Raw genomic sequence first — 16,325 nt, forward strand, 5'->3', positions numbered from 1 at the left:
ACCGGACGTAAAAATCATGAACGACAAGACCGAAACATCAGGCCTTTCCTCTGACGCGACGGAAGTCCGCCGGCAGAAGCTGAAGCTGCTGCGCGAACAGATCGGAGACGTCTATCCGGCGCATTTCCACCGGACGCTGACCAATGCCGAGCTGGCTGCAAAATACGAGGGCCTTGAGCCGGACACCGAAACGGGCGACGTCGTCACCGTCGCTGGCCGCGTCTATTCCTCGCGCAATTCCGGCATGTTCATGGATATCCATGACGCCTCCGGCAAGATCCAGATCTTCAGCCACAAGGATGTAACGTCCGAAGAGGCCCGCGCCCTGCTGCCGATGATCGACATCGGCGACATCATCGGCGTGACCGGCGTCGTGCGCCGCACCAAGCGCGGCGAGCTGACGATCAACGCTCAGCAAATCACCATGCTGACCAAGTCGTTGTTGCCGATGCCGGAAAAGTGGCATGGCCTGTCAGATATCGAGCTGCGCTACCGCAAGCGCCATCTCGACATCATGACCAACGAGGAATCGAAGCTTCGCTTCCAGCAGCGCAGCCGCATCGTCTCCGGCATCCGCCGCTTCATGGAGACTGACGGCTTCATGGAAGTCGAGACGCCGATGCTGCATTCGGTCTATGGCGGCGCCACGGCCGAACCGTTCAAGACGCATCACAACACGCTGAAGCTCGACATGTATCTGCGCATCGCGCCGGAACTGTTCCTGAAGCGCACGCTGGTTTCGGCCCTCGCAGACAAGGTCTTCGAGATCAACCGCAACTTCCGCAACGAAGGCGTCTCCACCCGGCACAATCCAGAATTCACGATGATGGAGTGTTACTGGGCCTATGCCGACTACGAGGACATGATGGACCTCGTGGAACGCCTGTTCTCGACGCTGGCGATGTCGATCCATGGCAGCACCGAATTCGCCTTCGGCGACAAGCAGATATCCTTCAAGGGCCCGTTCCGCCGCGTGCCGATGCCCGACGCCGTCAAGGAAGCGACCGGCATCGACTTCCTAGCGATCAAGACCGATGAGGAAGCGCGCGCCGCCGCCAAGGCCGCCGGCTTTGCCGTCGAGAAGGACGCCACATGGGGCGAATGCCTCGCCTTCATTTTCGAAGAGAAGGTCGAGGGCACGCTGATCCAGCCGGCTCACGTCACGCATTTCCCGAAGGACATCTCGCCCTTCGCCAAGGAAGTGCCGGGCGAACCGCGCCTCGTGGAACGCTTCGAGACCTATTGCAACACCTGGGAACTCGGCAACGCCTTCTCGGAACTCAACGATCCGGAAGAGCAGCGCGCCCGCATGGTCGAACAGCTCGAACAAGCCCATGCGCGCGGCGAGAAGCAGAAGGAACTGGACGAGGAATTCCTCGACGCCATCGATCAGGGGATGCCGCCCGCCGGCGGCCTCGGCATCGGTGTCGACCGCCTGATCATGCTGCTCACCAATTCCCCGTCGATCCGCGACATCATCCTGTTCCCGGCGCGGCGCAGCAAGGCGGACTAAGGCAATTCCAGGAAAAGTGCGCAGCGGTTTTCCGCCCGGAATGCGTAAGAACAAAGGGATAGAGCGGGAAAGCGATCCCCTGAAACGCTGAACCGCTCTAACACGGTTTCGCACAGACGACAGGCCGCCAGGTTAAGCCATGGCGGCCTTTTTTATTGGGCCATTGCCTGCGAATTGCGTATAAGTTCCCGCCAACGCGCGCGGCGAATCCTCGCCCTCCGGAAACAAGAGGCACGAACAATGACTGAAAAAGAAAATCCGACCGCCGACGCCGATCACGAGCAGCAGCGCCTCGACGATCTCGCCGAACTGGGCGATATCGATCTGACGCAATTCGCGCCGGGCACATTCGGCTGCCATGAGGCGATGCACACGACCTCGCTCATGCTCGACATGACCGACGACCATCTCCTGCAGCACCCCGCCATCCTGGCCAATCCGGAATTCTACCGCCTTGCCGGCGACGTCCACGAAGCCTTGTTTGCGCTTTATCAGGCCATCGGCGAGAAACATCTGGCGGATTGAGAGATTATCCTGGCCCCGGCCAGGTGACGTCTACCGTCAATTGGTGACCGGCGATCGCCGGTTGCTGGCGCCTGTCATCGTCGGATCCAGACCCGGCGATGGTGCCGCATTTGGTTCGGTGGCGTCGGCGCCAATGAAGCTGCCGGTATTGTTGCCCTCCGGCGGGAGACTGCTCCTCGACGCGGGAGGATTCTGTTCCGGAGGAGTCGCGGGCGCATCCTCCTTTTCCTCGCGGGCGACGGCTTTCTGTTCGGCGGCTTCGGCGGCCTTCTGCTTGTCTTTCTTGGCGCTGCCGCCTGCCTCGCTGTCGGCAGACAGGGGATTGTCGCAGTCGCTGTGATCCTGAAGCGCTGCAAGCGCGTCATCGATATCCTTGGGCAGCATATTGATCTGTTCGCCATAAAACAGACCTTGGGCGCTCGCGCCACCATTGTAGTAGCGCGCCGTCACCGGCTCCTCGGCTGCACCATCGGCAACCTTGTCCGGATGCGGAACATAAACGACATCGGCCCCCAGCGCCCGGCCGCGAATATCGGACCGTAGCGTCGGGCCGTTCTTATCAAGGACGACGACCTGAACGAGATCAGGCTTTTGCTCGTCATACACGGCTTTGGCGACGCGAAGCGCCGTTTTGACGCGCGTCAGCCCATCGGTCGGGTCCGTGCGGATATATTTGCGCACCCAGAGCCGATTCTCCTTGCGGATCGTAACCAGATTGACGTCGCTGCATTTCAAACCGTTCGGGGAGGCGGAGGCAAGACCCAAAAGCCTGTCTTTGCCGAGATAAAGCGCGAAGACGCCGGAGCAGCCTATCAACAAGGCCACTCCGCCGATGATGAAGACAAGCTTCCGGGATGGCCGGAAAATGTGCAGTAAGGCGCTCACGCCAACTGCTCCACCATAGAGCACTCCAACGCGACAAGATGATCAACTCTCACGTTAGGGGATATCGCGTTTCGGAATACTTAAAGAAGAGATGAATCTTGTACCGCTCGCATTTCCGCTACCAAAAAAGGTCCAAGCCTTTCAGACTGATGCTGGTTCTTGCCTTGCACGGCAAACCCATGCTCTAACCGGGGCATGGCCTTCACTTTGAGACAGCTTCAATATTTCGTCGCCGTGGCGGAACAGGGCTCCATCACCCGCGCGGCTCAGAACCTGTCGATCTCGCAATCTTCGGTCACCGAAGCCCTGAAGGAGCTGGAGAGCGATCTTGGCGTCGAGCTTTTCGACCGCCATCCGCGCGGTCTCTCCATCACCCATAACGGCCACCAATTCCTGCGCCACGCCACAAAGATCCTCGCGACCGTTTCCGACGCGCGCACCAGTTTTTCCAGCCAGCAGAATGCGGCCGGCGGCACGTTGAATATTGGCGTCACCTCGCTTGTCGCCGGCTATGTGCTGTCCGACCTCCTGGCGCGCTACCGTCGCGCTTGCCCCGGCGTCGAGGTCAGCGCCATCGAGGACAATGGCGGCTATCTCGAGCATCTTCTGGTTGGTGGCGAACTCGACGTCGCCGTCATGGTCATTTCCAACCTGCGTGACCGCATGGCGCTACAGGCCGAAATTCTCGAGACATCCCCCTATCGTCTCTGGTTGCCCATGGGGCATCCCCTGGTCTCCGCCGATATCATCAGCGTCGCCGACATCACCCGCGAACCGCTGATCATGCTGACCATCGACGAGATCGAGGAGAATACCGGCAAGCTGCTGACAGCGCTCGGCGCCCGCCCGCATGTCGCCTTCCGCACCCGCTCCGTCGAGGCAGTTCGAAGCCTGGTTGCCACGGGTGCCGGCGTGGCGCTGCTGCCGGATCTCGTCTACCGCCCCTGGTCGCTGGAAGGCGACCGCATCGAAAGCCGCGACGTCTCCGGCTCGCTGCCGGTCGTCCAGGTTGGCATGGTCTGGCGCAAGGGGTCCAGCCTGCCGCAAGCCGCCCGCGATTTCGTCGGCATTGCGGAAGCCATGCGCTCGGGCCGTCAGCGATAGTAGAGAGCTGAAAAGCTTTTCATGTAATCTTCCGATTTCAAATGGCGTATGTGACGCCGGTAATCCGTTCCAGATCACTGAACAGAGCGCGCCAAGCGGAGGGATCATCCGCATAGGGAGCCGTTTTCGCCTCGACGGGATTGCCGCGTAGCTCCATAAAGCCGCCAGGTCCGTAATAACCGCCAGGTCGGGCGTTCTCCAAAGTTGCAGCCATAAGGCTCGGCCACGCGCCTTTCTCCGAACTTTGCAGCAAAGGGTACGTTAAGATGCCGGCGATCTTGGTGCTCAAGGTTGTTGCGGCAAAGAGATTGGTTCGCGCGCCGCCAGGATGGCTGATGGTGGATAGTAGTCGGTCGCCCGCGCGACGCTGTAACTCACGAGCGAAGAGGACGTTGGCAAGCTTCGTCTTGGCGTAGACGCGCATCGGCACGTAGCTGTCCTTGGCCTCAAAATCCGTTATCCGTCCCGGCTTGAACATCTTATGTGTGCCGGACGCGACTGTTACGACACGTGGGCGGTTCGCGCGCAGCAATGCAGGCAAAAGCAAACCAGTCAAACGGTAAGGCCCGAAGACATTGGTCGCGAACTGCAGCTCGTGGCCGTCGACGCTAACTTCGCGCCGAGGAAGGCCCATTACGCCAGCATTATTGATCAGCATATCGATAGGATGGCCGTCTTCGAGCTGGCTGTCGGCGAATGCTTGAACGGACACAGGATTGGAAAGGTCCAAGACACCCGAGCGTACAGTGGCGGTCGGAATAATGTCGCGGATGCGCTTTACCGCGTCCTCGCCTTTGGACTTGCTGCGCGCGCCGATCGTAACCTGTGCGCCGGCGCGAGCCAATTCGAGCGCGGTATGCCATCCTATTCCGCTGTTGCCACCTGTAACGATTATACGTCTACCCGTTTGCGGGGGGATTTCTGCAGGGGTCCAAGCATTGCTCATTTTCATTGCTTTCTGTCTGTGGAAGCTGGCGCGCTGTAACTTTGTTTGCGCAAAGCGGTACATTGTGACAAAATTTACTCTTTCTGTCAAAATGAATTGACGATAGCCAAAGATCAAGAGGAGAAATGCAATAACTTGACAAAAAACACTCAATTTGTCACAAGCGGCTATGGCGCCCAGGATAACCCCAGAAGAAGTTGCTTCACGCCGCAACACCATTTTGAATGCCGCAAAATGGTGCTTCCTCAATTTTGGCTTCGCCAAAACGTCGCTGGACGATATCGCTAAACGCGCCTGCATTTCGCGCACGCTGCTGTACAAAATGTTCAGCAACAAAGAGGATATCTTTACTGCCGTGTTTCGGCACTGGCTGATATCCCGACACCCGCTTGCCAAGGCAGCCGTTACTGGCGCTGGCACGAAGCAGGAGCGCCTCTTTGAGGTCTGCCGTATTATGCTGATCGAGCCTTGGGCGGACATGATTGGGGCACCTATGGCCGGCGAGTTCTATGAAGTGTGTGAACGGCTAGACCCGGAAATTGATGCGCTACATCGCAAAGTCGCGTTCGAGTGTATATCGGCAATTGTGGCGGATAGGACGGCCACTGATGTGTTCATGCTGTCGTTAGACGGTCAGATTGGGGACGATCCTTCTGTTCCCGTTCTTGAGAAACGAGTCCGATTGCTAATCGATCGTTTCATTTGAAGCTGCTTTGTCTTTGTCCGCTTCTCGCGGATTCTTCCCTACGCATATCGGGTAGGTGCCGAGCTTACTTGCGACACATATATGCCAAGTGAGATATCGGAAATTCCGATACCGCCTTTCTGATAAATGAATTTGCGAATACGGCAAAATAGCGTCACCTTTTCTCTGGGAACATAACGCCAGAAACTGGCTCCGATACCAACTGGCTCAAGAACCGGGAGAGTTTGATGAAGCATCTGCTGAAATCATGCACGGCAGCGCTCGCATGCTTAAGTTTCGCCACGCAGGTCGTCGCCGCTGCGCCGCTGAAGACGCTCGGCAAAGGCGAAGGCGCCGTCAGCATCGTTGCTTGGTCCGGCTATATCGAGCGCGGTGAGAGCGACAAGAATTACGACTGGGTCACCCAATTCGAGAAGGACACGGGCTGCAAGGTCAGCGTCAAGACCGCCGCCACCTCCGATGAAATGGTGGCGCTGATGAACGAAGGCGGCTTCGATCTCGTCACAGCCTCGGGCGACGCGTCGCTCCGCCTTGTTGCCGGCAAGCGGGTTCAGCCGATCAACGTCGATCTGATCCCGAGCTGGAAAAATCTCGATGAACGACTGAAAAATGCGCCGTGGCATACGGTCAACGGCGTCCACTATGGCGTGCCCTATCTCTGGGGGCCGAACGTCCTGATGTACAACACCGACGCCTTTAAGGATCAGGCACCCAAGAGCTGGGATGTCGTCTTCGAGGAAATGACCCTGCCGGACGGCAAGTCCAACAAGGGCCGCGTGCAGGCCTATGACGGGCCGATCTACATCGCCGATGCCGCGCTCTACCTGATGGCCCACAAGCCGGAACTCGGCATCAAGGACCCATACGAACTCAGTGAAGACCAATACAAGGCCGCCCTCGACCTGCTGCGCGGCCAGCGTAAGCTCGTCAGCCGCTATTGGCACGACGCGATGATCCAGACGGACGACTTCAAGAACGAAGGCGTCGTCGCCTCGGGCTCCTGGCCGTTCCAGGTCAACCTGCTGCAGGCGGACAAGCAGAAAATCGGCTCGACCTTCCCGGACGAAGGCACGACCGGATGGGCCGATACGACCATGCTGCATGTCGACAGCCAGCATCCGAACTGCGCCTATATGTGGATTGAGCATTCGCTACAGCCAAAGGTCCAGGGCGACGCTGCGGCCTGGTTCGGCGCCGTGCCTTCGGTTCCGGCTGCTTGCAAGGGCAACGAGCTCCTGACCGACAGCGGCTGCGCGACCAACGGCTATGATCATTTCGACAAGATCAAGTTCTGGAAAACACCGGTCGCCAAGTGCAAGACCGAGAGCGAATGCGTGCCGTACCATCGCTGGGTTTCAGACTATATCGGCGTGATTGGGGGCAGATAGTTCACGCCGATTATGGCGACCGCCTCTCCATTCTAAAGAGCGCGATCGCACCGGGGCGATGAGGGGCCTAATATCTGAAGCCCCTCATCGCCTCACCGAGCCCTCTTCCAAGCGAAGAGGCGCAACGGAACAACATGCCCTTCATCTCTGCATCTCCGGGAGCATCCCATGACCGCCGTTCGTTTCCAGCAGGTATCGCGCCATTTCGGCCAGGTCCGCGCCGTAGACCGCGTCGATCTAGAGATTGAGTCCGGTGAATTCTTCGCCATGCTCGGCCCTTCCGGCTCTGGCAAGACCACTTGCCTCAGGCTCGTCGCCGGTTTCGAGCAGCCGACCGGCGGCCATATCGAGATCTTCGGCGAAACCGCCGAGGGCGTGCCGCCCTACCGGCGCAACGTCAACACGGTCTTCCAGGACTATGCCCTCTTCCCGCATCTCAACATCCTCGACAATGTCGCCTATGGGCTGATGGTCAAGGGTATCGGCAAGACCGAAAGGCTGAGGGCCGCCGAACAGGCGCTCGAATTGGTGAAGCTGCCGGGTTATGGTGACCGCCGCCCCGGCCAACTCTCGGGCGGCCAGCGCCAGCGCGTGGCGCTGGCCCGCGCTCTCGTGAACAAGCCGAAGGTACTGCTGCTCGACGAACCGCTCGGTGCGCTTGACCTCAAGCTGCGCGAGCAGATGCAGGAAGAGCTGAAGAGCCTGCAGCGCGCGCTCGGCATCACCTTCGTCTTTGTCACCCACGATCAGGGCGAAGCACTCTCCATGGCCGACCGCGTCGCCGTCTTCAACAATGGCAGGATCGTGCAGGAGGGCACGCCGCATGACATCTATCAGCGGCCGAAGACCCGGTTCGTCGCGGATTTCGTCGGTTCTTCCAATGTGATCGCCCCTGAGACCATGTCATCGCTCGGCGGTGAACGGCGCTGGGCGAGCCTGCGGCCGGAAGCGATACGGCTGACGCAGGAGGCCGGTGTTCCGGCGACGGTGCAGGCGACCAGCTTCCTCGGCGCCGCCACCCGGCTTTCGGTCGAAGCGCAGGGCACGCGCATGCAAGTCACCGTGCCGGCCGGCCAACCTATCCCCGACACCGGCGCCTCGGTGCGCATCGCTTGGCTGCCCGCCGACATCCATTACATGGACGACGCCGCATGATATCAGCCGCCATCTCAACGGCTGCACCGGCAGCCACCTCGATCCTGCCACGTCGCGGCGGTTTCTTCGGCCGCCTCTCGGATCTCTTCTGGCGCCGCCCGAAACTCCTGCTTTTCCTCATGCTGACGCCGCCGCTGCTCTGGCTCGGCATCATCTATATCGGCTCGCTGATCGCGCTGCTGCTGCAAAGCTTCTTCTCGATCGACGACTTCTCCGGAATGGTGAATTACGAATTCACGCTCGCGACCTATGCGCAGCTTTTGAATTCCGCCAATTTCGACATCATCATCCGCACGGTCGTTATGGCGGCGCTAGTGACCATCGCCTCCTCGTTCGTCGCTTTTCCGATCGCCTATTATGCGGCGCGTTACGCCAAGGGAAAATGGAAGGCGCTGTTCTATCTCGGCGTCATGCTGCCGCTCTGGTCGAGCTATCTGGTCAAGGTCTACGCCTGGAAGCTGATCCTCGCCAAGGAAGGCATTTTGACCTGGCTTTTCGACAAGCTCTACCTCGGCTGGCTGCTCGACGGCGTGCTCAGTCTCCCGATCGTCGGCGGAAATTCGCTGTCGGTGAGCTATATCGGCACCTTCCTGGTCTTCGTCTATATCTGGCTGCCCTATATGATCCTGCCGACGCAGGCTGCCCTTGAGCGCGTGCCGGCCAACCTCCTCGAAGCCTCCGCCGATCTCGGCGCGACGCCGAACCAGACCTTCCGCACCGTGCTGCTGCCGCTGGCCTTGCCCGGCGTGGTCGCCGGCTCGATCTTCACCTTTTCGCTGACGCTTGGCGACTACATCATCCCGCAGATCATCGGCTCGTCGCGCCTCTTCATCGGTCAGGCCGTCTATGCGCAGCAGGGCACGGCCGGCAACGTGCCGCTCGCCGCCGCCTTCTCGGTGGTACCGATTGTCATCATGGCCATCTATCTCTGGATCGCCAAGAAACAGGGGGCCTTCGATGCGCTCTGATCGCGGCCAACGCGCGTCCCTGCCCCTGAAGATCGCCGCCGCCGGCGGCCTGCTCTTCCTGCATCTGCCGATCCTGCTGATCTTCGTCTATGCCTTCACGACGGAGGAAAAGAGCTATCAGTGGCCACCGCCGGGCCTCACGCTGCAATGGTTCGGCATAGCCTGGAACAGGCCGGACGTCTGGTCGTCCTTGGCACTGTCGGTGCAGGTGGCGACCGTCGCGACTGCCATCGCTCTCGTGCTCGGCACGTTCTGCGCAGCGGCCGTCAGCCAGACGAAATTCTTCGGTCGCGAGGCGATCTCGCTGCTGGTGATCCTGCCGATCGCGCTCCCCGGCATCATCACCGGTATCGCGCTGCGCTCGGCCTTCAGCCTGTTCGATATTCCCTTCTCGGTCTGGACGATCGTTCTCGGCCACGCCACCTTCTGCGTCGTCGTGGTCTATAACAACGCCGTCGCCCGCTTCCGCCGCACTTCCGGCTCGCTGATCGAAGCCTCGATGGATCTCGGCGCCGACGGCTTCCAGACCTTTCGCCATGTGATCCTGCCGAATATCGGCACGGCGCTGCTTGCCGGCGGCATGCTCGCCTTCGCGCTGTCCTTCGATGAAGTCATCGTCACTACCTTTACCGGCGGTCAGCAGATGACCTTGCCGATCTGGATGCTGGAAGAGCTGATCCGCCCGCGCCAACGTCCCGTCACCAATGTCGTCGCCATGGTCGTGGTGCTCGTCACCTTCCTGCCGATCCTGGCAGCCTACTATCTTACCCGCGACGGCGACCAAATCGCCGGCGGCGGCAAATGAAAGGGAGATAATTATGGACACCCAAATGCTGATCGGCTCCCGCTTTGAGGCCGGTTCGGAGACGGAAGAGCATATTCTCAACCCGAAGACGGGGTGAGACCGTGCTCAATCTGCCGGAAGCCTCGCTCGGCCAGATCGATGCCGCCGTCAATGCCGCCGAAAAGGCTTTCGCAAGCTGGTCGCAGACGACGCCCGCCCAGCGCTCCACCTATCTCCTGAGGATTGCCGACGCCATCGAGAAGGATGCCGAGGGCTTCGCGACGCTCGAGGCGCTAAACTGCGGCAAGCCGATCAACGCCGTCCTCAACGACGAAATCCCCGCCATCGTCGATTGCTACCGCTTCTTCGCCGGCGCGGTGCGCAATCTGCACGGCCCGGTCGCAGGCGAATATCTGCCCGGCCACACCTCAATGATCCGCCGCGATCCGATCGGCATTGTCGGCTCCATCGCACCGTGGAACTATCCGCTGATGATGATGGCCTGGAAGCTGGCGCCCGCCATTGCCGGCGGTAACACTGTCGTCTTCAAGCCCTCGGAACAGACGCCGCTGACGGCGCTGAAGATGGCGAAGCTGCTCGCGGACATCCTGCCCGAAGGCGTCGTCAACGTCATCCTCGGCCGTGGCGAAAGCGTCGGCAATGCGCTGATCAACCATCCGAAAATCGGCATGGTCTCGATCACCGGCGATGTCGCCACCGGCAAGAAAGTGCTGCAGGCCGCCGCCAAGACGGTGAAACGCACCCATCTCGAACTCGGCGGCAAAGCCCCGGTCATCGTCTTCGATGACGCCGATATCGACGCCGTCGTCGCCGGTATCCGGACCTTCGGCTATTACAATGCCGGCCAGGACTGCACCGCCGCTTGCCGCATCTATGCCGATGCCAAGGTCTACGACAATTTCGTCGCCGACCTGACCTCTGCCGTGTCCAGCATCAAGTTCAACCTTGCCGACGACACGGAGAACGAAATCGGCCCGCTGATCTCCAAGCGCCAGCGCGACCGCGTCGAAAGCTTCGTCACCCGCGCCGCCGAACACAGGCACATGGAAATCACCACCGGCGGCAAGACCTCAGGCGATCGCGGCTTTTTCTATGCCCCCACCGTGGTTGCCGGCGCCACGCAGGACGACGAAATCGTCCGTCGCGAAGTGTTTGGCCCCGTCGTCTCCGTCACCCGCTTCACCAGCACCGACGATGCCGTCGCCTGGGCTAATGACAGCGACTACGGCCTTGCCTCCTCCGTCTGGACCAAGGACATCAGCCGCGGCATGCAAACCGCCGCCCGCCTGCAATATGGCTGCACCTGGATCAACACCCACTTCATGCTGGTCAACGAAATGCCGCATGGCGGCCTGAAGCAATCCGGCTATGGCAAGGACATGTCTGTCTACGCGCTGGAAGACTACACAGCCGTCCGGCACGTCATGATCAATCATGGGTGAGGCGCGGTTCGGTGTAACCGAAGCAATCGACCCAGCGGGTCGATTGCAGCGCCGAACGCCCTGAGCCACGCGAAGGGCCGGTGGTGCAGCACTTGCGAAACGTCTGCTGAAAGGCATTGGTTTCAAGAATGCCGCCCTACCACCGCTCCCGCAATCGAAACGGCATCGGAACAATTTCCCCTTTTCTGCGTCTTCATTAGGCGCAACGCAGAGGAGATTTTCTAATGCTGAAATGGGCTCTGATATTCTTCGTGATTTCGTTGATAGCCGGCTTTTTCGGCTTTTCCGGCGTCTCGGCCGCAACGGCGACGATCGCCCGCGTGCTTTTCGCGCTCTTCCTGATCGTCTTCCTGGTGTTCCTGATCATGGCAGTGATGGCCGGTAACGCGGTGCTCTAAACCGACGAGATATCAACGATGCTTCGGCGGGCGGGCTACACCAAGCTCGCCCCGACATTGATCGCAAGCGCCAGGATCGTCGTGTTGAACAGGAAAGACAGGATGGCGTGCAGCAGTACCAGCTTGCGCATGCTGACTGAGGAGACGCCGATATCGGCTGTCTGGGCGGCGACGCCGATGGTGAAGGAGAAATAGAGGAAGTCCCAATAGATGGGCTCCTCTACCGGCTCCGCGAACTTCAACCCCTGCCCCTTGCCCGAACCGCGATAGAAGCGGTGCGCATAGTGGACCGTAAAAAGCATGTGCAGGAACACCCAGGAAATCAGGATCGTTACGATCGCCATCAATGCACGGAAAAGCGCTACCTGCGGCGGCGCCTCCTTGACGCCGAGCAGTTCCAGAGCGATGCCGCCAACACTGGCGACTGCGGCCGCGATGGACAGGAACAGCAGAACGGCATCCGAAAAATCGAGATCGGCCGAACGCTTGCGGATGCGATGCACATCGGATGTTAGCATCCGGTACAGGCTGAATACGATATAGACGATGGCGGTGGCATCCCAGGCAGCGAGCAAGTTGCTCGGATTGAATGCGCGCGAGGTCAGAAGTAGGAAACATACGATGCCGGCCGCGACGCTGACCAGAATCACCTGATGCTTGTGCAACAGCATGGCGGTCCTGGAACGATGCTGCTGTCCGTCCATGCGCATGCCGCTCTCCATTCACTAAATATCCATCAGATATAGATTCTCTGACGTAGGTGGCAAACAAAAAGAGGCCCCGCAATGCGAGGCCTCCGCGCTTGGAGAAGACGCTAGTTCAAGCCGTCCAGCCACCGTCGATGACATGGATCTGACCGGTGGTGAAACCCGCCTCGTCGCCGGCGAGATAGGTCACCAGGGCAGCGATCTCCTCGGCAGTCGCGATGCGGCCCATCGGCTGGCGGGCGATGAAGTCCTTCATCGCCTTCTCATAATCGCCGGTGGCGCGCAGGCGCTCATGCAGCGAGGGGCTGTCGACCGTGCCGGGGCAAATGGCATTGACGCGGATACCCTTGGCGACGAAATCGGCGGCGATCGACTTGGTGAGGCCGATCACCGCTGCCTTGGAGGCGCAGTAGGCGAAGCGATTCGGTACGCCCTTCACACTGGAGGCGACCGAGGACATGTTGACGATCGAGCCTTTGCCCTTTTCGAGCATGCCCGGCAGGAAGGTGCGGCAAGTCGTGTACATCGCCTTGGCATTGAGATTGAAGGAGAAATCCCAATCCTTCTCCTCGCAGTCTAGGATGGTGCCGGCATGCACGAAGCCGGCGCAATTGAAGAGCACGTCAATCGGACCGAGTTCGTCGGCATATGCCTTGACCGCGGCGCTGTCGAGCACGTTCAGCACATGCTTGCTGGCGCCTTCCAGCGTCGAAAGCGTCTGCTCGTTGATGTCGGTGGCATATACATGCGCCCCGAGCGAGATGAAGCGCTCAGCCGTCGCGCGGCCAATCCCCTGTCCCGCCGCCGTGATGACGACCTTCTTGCCTTCCAATCCGTGACCCATAATCCTGATCCTTTCCTCCAGGGCATGATCCCGGGACCGAAAGCCACGAAGCGAAAATGCGTGGTTGCTTGCGGATAAGATCATGCGAAAACAAACAGCTAGAGCCGCCTGCCCTAGCTTTCGAACGATTGCGCGAAGAGCTGGTTGAGCTTGTCGATGAGGACTGTATGCCGCGCGGCGGTGCGCAGTCCATTGGTAATAATGTTGGAAGCCTCGCTCTGGAAAGCCATGTAGCCGTCATGACGCGGCCGGACATAGGCGCCCTCCAACGTCGCGCGCGTATTGCGGTAAAAATCGAGCGCCGGCCCGTTAACGCTATCGCTGCCCCAGGCGTCGGCATGGCCGGGCTGGCCATTGCCGCTGGCGTAGGCGCCCGCCTGCACCGGCCCGCTGGCAATCCAGCGTGCAAAGGCCTTGGCCTCCTCCGGCACCTGCGTCCGGGCCGAAACGGCGATACCCGTGCCGCCGAGCGCTGAGCCTTTGGGCGCGCGGCCATCGATCACGGGCATGTCGGCAAAGGCTAAGCGCGCCGGTCGGAATCCGGCAAAGGAATAGCTGACATAGCCATAGGCGAAGGGAACGACGTCATAGGGGCAATCCAGCTCACCCATCAGATCGAAGACAGCTATCGGGTCCATGTCGTCACATTTGGCATCCATGCCAGCGACGAGCCGTGCCATCCAGTCGAACACGGCTTCTCCATCCGCCCTGGCGATGCACTCGGGTCCTTCGACGCTGCAAGGTATGCCGAGATGCGCCGCAAGCGTGAAAAAGGTCATCAGCGAATGCGGCGGCCGCATCGGCAGGATCGCTCTGCCCTTGGCCGCGAGCGATACGATCTCGGCAAGATCGGTGATCGGCCCACTCAACCGATCCGGCCGGTAAGCCTGAACCTGCGTTGCCGCATCGATCGGGAATCCCCACTGCCGACCCTGCCAGTTGTAGCTCGGATAGGAGCGTCCGACAGTGCCGGCGGCGATTGTGGCAAGTTCACCGGCATGGTCGGCATCGTCGAGCGGCAGCAGACAATTCTCCCGCGTGATCTGGCCGACATGCGGATGGTCGATGACGATCAGATCATAGGAGGCCGCAAGCTCCTCCACCGGAAAGGTCTCGAAATCCTGCAGCGAGCGCTTCTCCCAGACGACCTCGACGCCGGTCTTTTCCTTCCAGATGGCCGAGCATGCCACCATCGGATCGTAGCCGCGCGGATGCGACCAAGTCATTCCCTTGAGTGTCACCATCATTCTCTCTCAGTTTGCCGCTTTGCGATCGACGATCAGAATATGGTCGGCGGCGAGGACGACCTCGTCGCGCTGGTTCAGCACCTCGCAACGCTCGACAACGCGGCCGGACGCCGGGCGCTTCGGATCGTCCTCTTTCGCCGATATCGTCACCCGCGTACGGATCGTGTCGCCGATATGCACAGGGCGAATGAACCGCAGCCGGTCGTAGCCATAGGAAAAGGCGACGGGATTGATGAGTGAGGCCGTCAGCCCGACGCCGATCGAGAAGATCATCGTGCCGTGGGCAATGCGCTGACCGCCAGGCAAGGTCTTGGCGAATTCCGCGTCCATATGATGCGGAAAGAAATCGCCGGTGTGGCCGGCATGGACAACGAAATCAGTTTCGGTAATCGTCCGTCCGGTCGTTATGCGGACGTGGCCGGGCTCATAGTCTTCGAAGTAGATCGTCTGTTCGGCCATCGCTTACACCTTTGGAAGTCCGGCGATCGGCGTTGCCGGCTCAGCGCTCGATTGATAGGCGGCCTCAACCAGCGCCATGGTCTGCCAGCCATCCTCGACGGAGCCGACCAATGTCTGATCCTCGCCCGAAGCAAAACGCTGCAGATTGGCCATACGGTTGACGAAGGCATCCGGGAACCAGGCGCCTTCAAGCTTCACCTCGACCCACTCGCTGCCGCCGGTCGGGCGAATCCACAGTTCGTCCGGCTCGCCGCGCGGATAGTCGAGATTGACCCCGAGCTTGATATAGGCCGCACCCTTGGTACCGGAGATGCGGAACTCGCAGGCCTGGAACTTGCGGCCGAATTCATGGTCGTGGTTGACCGAGAGCACACAGCGCACCTTGTCGCCATAGTCGAGGATCGCCGCCGTGCGCGTCTGCGCCACCTCATGGTTCGGATGGCCGATCGTCTTGGCATGCACCCCCTTGGGATTGCCGAGCAGGCCGCGAATGAAATCGAGATAGTGGATCGAGTGCATGGCAATCTCGATCCGCGGTAGGCCTTTCAGGAAAGGCCAGAGCCCCCACGGCGTTGCAAGCGCCAGCCAGGCGTCGAAATCGACGACCTCGCCGAGATAGCCTTTATCGACAGCATCATAGAGCGCCAGCATCATCGGTGCGAACCGAAGCTGGAAATTGACAGCCGCCTTGATGTCGCGCTCGCGGCATACCCGGAGAATTTCCGTCGCCGCAGTCAGATCGGTGCCCATCGGCTTCTGGATCAGGGCAAAAGAGCCGCGCGGCAGCTTGGCAAGGATAGCGGTATGGGCAGCCGGCGGAGTTGCCAGATCGAAGATCGCACCTTCGACGGCAAACGCCTCGGCCTCGGATGCAAAGGCGCAAATGCCCCATTGGGCCGCCAACTCCGCTGCCTTATCGGCATTCGGATCATAGAGACCGGCGACCGGGAAGCCCGCCTTGTTGTAGGCCGGCAGATGCGCGTCGCCGACGATGCTGCCGGCACCAAAAATGACGATCGGGCGGGGATTCGACGGCTTCGGCCACCATTGGCGGAGAGATTTGGGATCGAAGGTCATTGGATATCTCCGGCGTTGGCGGCAACCTTGCCTTCTCCCCTCGGGCAGAAGGTGGCCCGAAGGGTCGGATGAGGGGGTGCCACGGCATATTCGGAGCTGCATTGAGCTGAAAGCAAAAGGCGAAATTCACCCGATAACGTCCCCTCAACCCGCGCT

The 16,325-nt window shown here is 60.4% G+C and carries 16 protein-coding genes and 1 pseudogene; 10 read left to right on the forward strand and 7 right to left on the reverse strand.

What is annotated here, in order from left to right:
- Positions 1-16: 16 nt before the first annotated feature.
- Entirely contained in the window at positions 17-1,513 is a 1,497-nt protein-coding gene (lysS, locus tag QA648_RS13555; RefSeq protein WP_283047468.1) for a lysine--tRNA ligase, read from the forward strand.
- Between the two features lie 240 nt (positions 1,514-1,753).
- Complete coding sequence (locus tag QA648_RS13560; protein ID WP_104824338.1) at positions 1,754-2,038, forward strand: hypothetical protein; 285 nt, start codon at positions 1,754-1,756, stop codon at positions 2,036-2,038.
- Positions 2,039-2,074: 36 nt separating this feature from the next.
- Here the strand turns inward: QA648_RS13560 and QA648_RS13565 are convergent, their stop codons facing one another.
- Positions 2,075-2,923, reverse strand: a complete 849-nt coding sequence (locus tag QA648_RS13565; RefSeq protein ID WP_104824339.1) for a hypothetical protein — start codon at positions 2,921-2,923, stop codon at positions 2,075-2,077.
- 195 nt (positions 2,924-3,118) lie between these two features.
- Here QA648_RS13565 and QA648_RS13570 point away from each other — a divergent pair, with 195 nt between their 5' ends.
- Positions 3,119-4,027 carry a LysR family transcriptional regulator gene (locus tag QA648_RS13570; protein WP_104824340.1) on the forward strand — a complete coding sequence of 303 codons (909 nt, stop codon included), beginning with the start codon at positions 3,119-3,121 and terminating at the stop codon, positions 4,025-4,027.
- Between the two features lie 37 nt (positions 4,028-4,064).
- Here QA648_RS13570 and QA648_RS13575 read toward each other — a convergent pair whose 3' ends face one another.
- Positions 4,065-5,306 carry an SDR family NAD(P)-dependent oxidoreductase gene (locus tag QA648_RS13575; RefSeq protein WP_283047470.1) on the reverse strand — a complete coding sequence of 414 codons (1,242 nt, stop codon included), beginning with the start codon at positions 5,304-5,306 and terminating at the stop codon, positions 4,065-4,067.
- Between QA648_RS13575 and QA648_RS13580 the strand changes: the two genes are divergently transcribed.
- The 7 genes and pseudogenes from QA648_RS13580 to QA648_RS13610 all read left to right on the forward strand — a co-directional run bounded on the left by QA648_RS13580 (position 5,194) and on the right by QA648_RS13610 (position 11,835).
- Positions 5,194-5,679, forward strand: a complete 486-nt coding sequence (locus tag QA648_RS13580; protein WP_260303147.1) for a TetR/AcrR family transcriptional regulator — start codon at positions 5,194-5,196, stop codon at positions 5,677-5,679. The genes QA648_RS13575 and QA648_RS13580 overlap by 113 nt on opposite strands.
- A 227-nt stretch (positions 5,680-5,906) precedes the next feature.
- Positions 5,907-7,067: an ABC transporter substrate-binding protein gene (locus tag QA648_RS13585; protein WP_104824342.1), complete on the forward strand. Its 1,161-nt coding sequence runs from the start codon at positions 5,907-5,909 to the stop codon at positions 7,065-7,067.
- A 168-nt stretch (positions 7,068-7,235) separates the two neighbouring features.
- Positions 7,236-8,222: an ABC transporter ATP-binding protein gene (locus QA648_RS13590; RefSeq protein WP_283047472.1), complete on the forward strand. Its 987-nt coding sequence runs from the start codon at positions 7,236-7,238 to the stop codon at positions 8,220-8,222.
- Positions 8,219-9,190 carry an ABC transporter permease gene (locus tag QA648_RS13595; protein ID WP_104824344.1) on the forward strand — a complete coding sequence of 324 codons (972 nt, stop codon included), beginning with the start codon at positions 8,219-8,221 and terminating at the stop codon, positions 9,188-9,190. Before QA648_RS13590 ends, QA648_RS13595 begins: the two co-directional genes overlap by 4 nt.
- Positions 9,180-9,995, forward strand: a complete 816-nt coding sequence (locus QA648_RS13600) for an ABC transporter permease (protein ID WP_283047474.1) — start codon at positions 9,180-9,182, stop codon at positions 9,993-9,995. Before QA648_RS13595 ends, QA648_RS13600 begins: the two co-directional genes overlap by 11 nt.
- Positions 9,996-10,008: 13 nt before the next feature.
- Positions 10,009-11,437, forward strand: a pseudogene (locus QA648_RS13605) (gamma-aminobutyraldehyde dehydrogenase).
- A gap of 224 nt (positions 11,438-11,661) precedes the next feature.
- Entirely contained in the window at positions 11,662-11,835 is a 174-nt protein-coding gene (locus QA648_RS13610; RefSeq protein WP_104824347.1) for a DUF1328 domain-containing protein, read from the forward strand.
- A 35-nt stretch (positions 11,836-11,870) separates the two neighbouring features.
- Here the strand turns inward: QA648_RS13610 and QA648_RS13615 are convergent, their stop codons facing one another.
- From QA648_RS13615 to QA648_RS13635, 5 genes are all read right to left on the reverse strand, one after another.
- Complete coding sequence (locus QA648_RS13615) at positions 11,871-12,545, reverse strand: DUF1345 domain-containing protein (protein WP_283047475.1); 675 nt, start codon at positions 12,543-12,545, stop codon at positions 11,871-11,873.
- A 109-nt stretch (positions 12,546-12,654) separates the two neighbouring features.
- Positions 12,655-13,386: an SDR family oxidoreductase gene (locus QA648_RS13620; RefSeq protein WP_104824348.1), complete on the reverse strand. Its 732-nt coding sequence runs from the start codon at positions 13,384-13,386 to the stop codon at positions 12,655-12,657.
- A gap of 113 nt (positions 13,387-13,499) precedes the next feature.
- The gene (locus QA648_RS13625; RefSeq protein WP_283047476.1) at positions 13,500-14,633 is read right to left on the reverse strand and encodes an extracellular solute-binding protein; all 1,134 of its coding nucleotides are present in this window, start codon (positions 14,631-14,633) and stop codon (positions 13,500-13,502) included.
- Positions 14,634-14,639: 6 nt separating this feature from the next.
- The gene (locus QA648_RS13630; protein ID WP_283047477.1) at positions 14,640-15,092 is read right to left on the reverse strand and encodes a MaoC/PaaZ C-terminal domain-containing protein; all 453 of its coding nucleotides are present in this window, start codon (positions 15,090-15,092) and stop codon (positions 14,640-14,642) included.
- 3 nt (positions 15,093-15,095) lie between these two features.
- Positions 15,096-16,169 carry a Gfo/Idh/MocA family oxidoreductase gene (locus QA648_RS13635; RefSeq protein ID WP_283047478.1) on the reverse strand — a complete coding sequence of 358 codons (1,074 nt, stop codon included), beginning with the start codon at positions 16,167-16,169 and terminating at the stop codon, positions 15,096-15,098.
- Positions 16,170-16,325: the final 156 nt, after the last annotated feature.

Source organism: Rhizobium sp. CB3171, from assembly GCF_029714265.1.
GTDB lineage: Bacteria > Pseudomonadota > Alphaproteobacteria > Rhizobiales > Rhizobiaceae > Rhizobium.